This is a genomic window from Vibrio sp. V39_P1S14PM300 (assembly GCF_009904765.1).
Lineage (GTDB): Bacteria > Pseudomonadota > Gammaproteobacteria > Enterobacterales > Vibrionaceae > Vibrio > Vibrio proteolyticus.
In genome coordinates this window covers 1-5955 of record NZ_WXWP01000358.1, presented here as the reverse complement: position 1 = coordinate 5955, position 5955 = coordinate 1, and the positions used below count along the sequence as shown (strand labels likewise).

Here is a 5955-nt window from a genome sequence, read left to right as displayed (position 1 = left end):
GATAAAAGAAAAATCATTAATTTTCAGTCACATTTAAGGTCACGCCTGAAAAGCTGTTGTAAGCGCGCAGCATAATATACAGATCTTCTCCAGCCAACGCTGCGGAGCACGACTCGTTATTGCCGGACAGATAAGGTCGGCAGTCATAGGCGCTGGTGGTTGGCTGAGCGCCTGAGCGAACATACAAATCGGCATCGCCGCTGCCTGAGTTGATGGTGACGTTAAGCGGTGCGGTTCTGTTTTGCGCTTTCACTACCCACATCTGTTGTTCGCCTTTGCTGAGCGCTAAACCAGTGACAGGGGTACCCGGAACCAACTCCTGGATGCCGTTATTCGGTTGTCCGACCGAACCATCGGGCAGCGTGTTATTGAAGAATGTGGCGACCTGAGGCCAAATTTTGCTGATTTTAACCCCTTGGTTTTCACAGCCACCAAAGTGGTGCAGAGCGATCGCTTTGTTGTTGGCCGTGTTCAGCACTGGCGAACCTGACGAGCCGCCGATGGTGTCACAAAAGTAACCGGTATCGGTATTGGTGCCTCGTCCATTCGCCGATGCAACATCAATCTGGCAATAGCCGGAGCCGTTTTGATCACTTTCAATCGCCAGCTCTTTTGGATTGCCCGAGCCATGCTGAGGAATGTAGATTCCGTTACCATACACTGGTTCGCTGTTATCCAGCCCCAGATAACCAAAGGATTCAATTTTACTGAAATCATCCACGGAAAATAGAGTGTAGTCTAAGGTATAATCGGTGCTGAAAAGTTGGTCACCCATGACTTTCACTGTGGTTGATAACGTGCCGTTACAAGTGCTGCGTTGGTAGTTGAACCACACCTCGGTATTTTTGAGTTCTGCTTCGGTGCTGACACAGTGGTTGTTGGTAAACAGTTTATTGTCAGGACCAACACGCCAGGCCGTGCACAGGCTGCGTCCATCGATCAGTAATCGGGCGACTGGGCTCGACCAGGCGACTTTTTCGGCGTGTGAGTCCTGCCAGCACGCTACGTCTTTCCGCTCATTCACGCCGCAGGTCGACAGTGTTGTGTTGCTGCTTTCAAAGCTGGTGGCGGTTTCTTTGCCTGCCATGTAGTAATCGATATCAAACTGACCGGTTTCTCCCTGAGCATTCGGGATCAGCTCAATGGTGATCTGGTCGCCAAAAATAGACTGCGCATACCAGTCGGTTTGACTGGTGGAATACTCAACCACCTCTGATCCGTCACGTGATGTTAGGCGAATCACACTGCCTTTAGGCAAGGTTAGGCTCTTGAAGTGAAGTTTGATGAATTCAGCATCGGTATGCTCGACAGTCATCGAAGTGGATGTCGCTCCGATAGAGGATAGGGTGAACGGGATTTCATCTGCGATCACAGGCAACGCGGTTTGCGCGTAAGCCACTGAGGAGACAATACAAGATGAAGCTAAGATGACGTTGCGTATTATGTTTATCATTGGAGTTCCTTTCTATGTGAGGTCCAATAAAAACATAAGCAATAAACACAAATAAGCAATCTGTTGCTTATTTGTGTTTAGGTGAAATTTCGTTGACAGAGTGAGCCAGAGACCGAAATAACAGGTCTGAGCGTATCAAGGTAAAAGGCAAGAAATGCTTTCCCGCAGTCAATGGGATTCATTTTTTGCGAACCAGATCAAACCAACCAATCATCACCAGTAGACGTTACTCGCGCTTTATCACGGTGCTCTTTGGGGTGGGAAAGAACGTTGAAATTCGTTGATATTTCTGTAATTTACAGCGCCTTTAACATCCATACATCACACCCACCATGCTCTGTTCCTTCCAGAGGACTATTCAAATGAATAAACCCGAGCTTTTCATACAGCTGGATTGCAGATTTCATCGACGTCAGTGTATCAAGGTAACACTGCTTAAACCCTTGCTGGCAAGCAAATTCCAGACAACGTTCGGCCAACGCTTTACCCAGACCCAGCCCGCGACTTTCCGGTAACAGAAAAAGTTTTTTCAGTTCACAAGTCTGTGCCGACCCCTGAAACGGGGCCAGACCACAGCCTCCGACGATTTTTCCGTCAACCGTAGCCACCAGGTACAAACTTTGTTTGTCGGCAGTGTAGTATTCGCTCATCGCCAGCACTTCAGGATCAGATGGCCCAAAACCTTCACCGACGGCACCGAACTCTGCACCTACGGCTTTGATGATGGCGCAGATATCAGCGTCTTGATCGGCGCGGATAGGTTCAATTACAGCAGTCATTTTTAATCCTTTTTTTCTTTTAATTACCAATTAACTTGGTGTTAAAAGCACTTTTATCAAGTGTTGAGGTGAAATTTTACCCAAAGGCGGTAAATAAACGGATTTCAGTTTGGATTTGACCTTGTCATTCGTTACTATGTACAGCTATCTATAGACCCAAGATTCCTGTCGGGTACTGGCTGTTGAGCAGCCTGCCCAGAATGGACACTACCACTTATATCTATTGCCTTGCAGTTAGGTATAGGTAGATGAGGAAACGATGCAACATCTAGAAGAGATCATTGCTAACGCGAACGCAGCCATTGAATCTGCAGATTCGTTAGTCGCACTTGATGAAGTGCGTGTTCAGTATCTGGGCAAAAAAGGTGAGCTAACCGCTCAGCTTCAAAGCCTGGGTAAACTACCACCAGAAGAACGCCGCGAAGCTGGTCAAGAGATCAACAAAGCGAAAGGCGTGGTTCAACAAGCAATTGCAGCTCGTAAAGACGCACTGCAGACTGCGGAACTGGAAGCCAAACTGGCAGCAGAAACGATCGACGTAACACTACCGGGTCGCCGTATTGAAAACGGTGGTCTACATCCAGTCACTCGTACCGTTGAGCGTATTGAACAGTTCTTTGGTGAGTTGGGCTTTAATACAGAAGCCGGTCCTGAAATCGAAGACGCATTTCACAACTTTGATGCGCTGAACATTGCTGAAGATCACCCAGCTCGTACTGACCACGACACCTTCTTCTTTAATCCAGATCTGATGTTGCGTACTCATACCTCTGGCGTACAGATCCGTACGATGGAAAATGGCAAACCGCCGTTCCGTTTCATCGCTCCGGGCCGTGTATACCGTAACGACTACGACCAAACACACACGCCAATGTTCCACCAAGTGGAAGGTATGCTGGTTGATGAAAACGTCAACTTTGCCCAGTTGAAGGGCATTCTGCACGACTTCCTGTGTAACTTCTTTGAAGAAGAAGTTGAGGTTCGTTTCCGTCCTTCATACTTCCCGTTTACCGAGCCTTCAGCAGAAGTTGATGTGAAAGGTAAAAACGGCAAATGGCTTGAGGTTCTGGGCTGTGGCATGGTTCACCCGAACGTTCTGCGTGCAGTAGGTATCGACCCTGAGAAATACTCTGGTTTCGCATTCGGTATGGGCGTTGAGCGTCTGACGATGCTGCGTTACGGCGTAAACGACCTACGTGCGTTCTTCGAGAACGATCTTCGTTTCCTAAAACAGTTCAAGTAATCCAGGGGATTTATCACTATGAAATTCAGCGAATCATGGCTTCGTGAGTGGGTAAACCCTGCGGTATCGACTGACGAGCTTACTCACCAAATTACAATGGCGGGTCTGGAAGTAGACGACGTACTACCTGTAGCCGGTTCATTCACTGGCGTTAAAGTGGGTCACGTTGTTGAATGTGGTCAGCACCCTGACGCAGACAAACTGCGCGTAACGAAAATCGATGTTGGTGAAGACGAACTGCTCGACATCGTTTGTGGCGCGTCAAACTGTCGCCAAGGCCTCAAAGTTGCAGTTGCAACCGTAGGCGCGGTGCTTCCGGGCGATTTCAAAATCAAGAAAGCGAAACTGCGCGGCCAACCTTCTCACGGTATGCTGTGTTCCTTCACTGAACTGGGTATCGACGTAGAATCAGATGGCATCATGGAACTGGCTGAAGATGCCGTGATCGGTACTGACTTCCGTGAATTCCTGGGGCTGAACGATGTCACGGTCGACGTAGATCTGACAGCAAACCGTGCAGACTGTTTCAGCATTCGTGGTCTGGCGCGTGAAGTGGGCGTACTCAACCGTGCCGATGTGACTGAGCCAGCGGTTGACCCAGTGGCGCCAGCGATCGATGACAACATCTCAATTGAAGTGAAAGCGTCAGCAGCATGCCCGCGTTATCTTGGGCGTATCGTTAAGAACGTTAACGTTCAAGCAGAAACACCGCTGTGGATGCAAGAGAAACTGCGCCGTTGTGGCATTCGCTCAATCGACCCAGTGGTTGATATCACAAACTACGTTCTGCTAGAGCAAGGCCAACCAATGCACGCATTTGATCTGGCTAAGATCGACGGCGGCATCGTGGTACGTATGGCAGAGCAGGGCGAAAAACTGACTCTTCTAGACGGTACCGAAGCAGAACTAAACGCGGACACACTAGTGGTTGCAGACCACGGTAAAGCGCTAGCAATCGCGGGTATCTTCGGTGGTGAAGAATCAGGCGTAACGTCTGAAACAAAAGACGTGCTACTAGAGTGTGCATTCTTTGCACCTGACCACATCCGTGGCCGCGCTCGTAGCTACGGTCTGCACACTGATTCTTCAATGCGTTTTGAACGTGGTGTCGACTTCGCACTACAAGCAAGCGCAATGGAGCGTGCAACTGAACTGCTCGTTGAAATCTGTGGCGGTGAAGTGGCACCAGTTGTCGCGGTAGAATCTGAATCAGACCTACCAACAGCAAACACAGTAGCACTACGTCGTACTAAGCTAGACAACCTACTTGGTCATCACATCCCTGATGCCGACGTAGTAGAAATTCTAGAGCGTCTTGGCCTGACTGTTGAAGCAACAGAATCGGGTTGGATCGCGACAGCACCAACATGGCGCTTTGACATCGCGATTGAGCAAGACTTGATCGAAGAAGTGGGCCGTATCTACGGTTACGACAACATTCCTAACCAGCACCCAGTTGCTGCGCTTAAGATGCACAACCACGTAGAAGCGGACCTTCCTCTTAAACGTGTACGTAACCTGTTGGTTGACCGTGGTTACCAAGAAGCGATCACATACAGCTTTGTTGAACCAGAGCAACAAAAACTGATCGTGCCAGACGTAGAGCCGTTGATTCTGCCATTCCCAATTTCTGCGGAAATGTCAGCAATGCGCCTGGGTCTTATCCAGGGTCTGTTGAATACTGTGGTTCACAACCAAAAACGTCAGCAACCACGCGTTCGTCTGTTCGAATACGGTCTGCGTTTCATTCCTTGTGAATCGGCAGAAAACGGCATGCGTCAAGAGCCAATGCTCGCGGGCGTGATTGCCGGTACTCGCGGTGAAGAACACTGGGATATGGCAACGCAAACTGTGGATTTCTTTGACCTGAAAGGCGATCTGGAAGCGATTCTTGAGCTTTCTGCGAACGAAAAAGCCTACTCGTTTGCGGCAGCGAAGCATCCAGCACTTCACCCAGGTCAATCTGCGGCAATCATCGTAGATGGCAAAGAAGTGGGCGTGATCGGTACAGTTCACCCAGAGCTAGAACGCAAGTTTGGTCTGAATGGCCGTACTATCGTATTCGAAATCGAATGGTCTGCGATCAACACGAAAGTGATCCCAGAAGCGGTACAACTGTCTAAGTTCCCATCAAACCGTCGTGATATCGCAGTCGTTGTTGACGAAACCGTTGCTTCTGGTGACATCGTTGCAGCATGTCTGGAGCAAGGTGGCGAGTTCTTGAAAGACGCGAAACTGTTCGACGTTTACGTAGGTAAAGGTGTTGAAGACGGCAAGAAGAGCCTGGCGATTGCACTGACGCTACAATCGGTTGAGCGTACGCTTGAAGATGCCGATATCGCAGGCGCGGTAGACGCGATCGTTGCACACGTATCCGATAAGTTCGGTGCTGCTCTGCGCGACTAAGTGCCATAATGAACTCTGATTAACGAGTGTTCAAACCCTGCCTGTTCGGCAGGGTTTTTTATTCTTTCCTGTCT

The 5955-nt window shown here is 49.3% G+C and carries 4 protein-coding genes; 2 read left to right on the top strand and 2 right to left on the bottom strand.

Going from position 1 to position 5955, the window contains the following annotated elements; all coding sequences use genetic code 11:
• Positions 1-16: 16 nt before the first annotated feature.
• Positions 17-1453: a serine protease gene (locus CAG65_RS18860; RefSeq protein WP_161454620.1), complete on the bottom strand. Its 1437-nt coding sequence runs from the start codon at positions 1451-1453 to the stop codon at positions 17-19.
• Between the two features lie 296 nt (positions 1454-1749).
• Positions 1750-2232, bottom strand: a complete 483-nt coding sequence (locus CAG65_RS18855) for a GNAT family N-acetyltransferase (protein WP_161454619.1) — start codon at positions 2230-2232, stop codon at positions 1750-1752.
• 259 nt (positions 2233-2491) lie between these two features.
• Here CAG65_RS18855 and pheS point away from each other — a divergent pair, with 259 nt between their 5' ends.
• Together pheS and pheT are read left to right on the top strand one after the other, a co-directional pair.
• Positions 2492-3475, top strand: coding sequence for a phenylalanine--tRNA ligase subunit alpha (gene pheS, locus CAG65_RS18850; RefSeq protein WP_021705496.1), 984 nt, complete (start codon positions 2492-2494; stop codon positions 3473-3475).
• Between the two features lie 18 nt (positions 3476-3493).
• Complete coding sequence (gene pheT, locus CAG65_RS18845; protein ID WP_161454618.1) at positions 3494-5881, top strand: phenylalanine--tRNA ligase subunit beta; 2388 nt, start codon at positions 3494-3496, stop codon at positions 5879-5881.
• Positions 5882-5955 lie beyond the last annotated feature (74 nt).